Here is a 310-nt window from a genome sequence, read left to right as displayed (position 1 = left end):
GCCCATGCCGGATGCCGGTCTAGCAAACGCAGCCCGCCATAAAGGAACCCACCCGCCAGCATGCCAAACTGGCCGTAAAACAGGTTCACCAGTGTTGCAGGAGCAAAAATGAAGAAAGTGAACGCACGAATGGGCGCTTTACGGCTGAAGGCGACAGAAAACGAGAGCAAAGCTCCCATCCCCATCCAAAGGCTATAAGCCTGCAGGTAGGTCAACCCAGACAGCGGAACCAGAAAGACCAGCAGACTTGGCGGATGCACCCACGCGTAAAAGCCGGAGCCACCAGCAACATTGCGCTGTACTTCATCAT

At 55.5% G+C, this 310-nt stretch carries 1 pseudogene; it reads right to left on the bottom strand.

Annotation, left to right across the window (positions count from 1 at the left end):
* Positions 1-310, bottom strand: a pseudogene (locus PPL9_RS33880) (DUF2029 domain-containing protein); the annotation flags it as partial.

The sequence above is a fragment of the Pseudovibrio sp. POLY-S9 genome (genome assembly GCF_001431305.1).
Classification (GTDB): domain Bacteria; phylum Pseudomonadota; class Alphaproteobacteria; order Rhizobiales; family Stappiaceae; genus Pseudovibrio.
The sequence above is the reverse complement of the archived record's forward strand: the minus strand, read 5'-3'. Positions and strand labels throughout refer to the sequence as shown.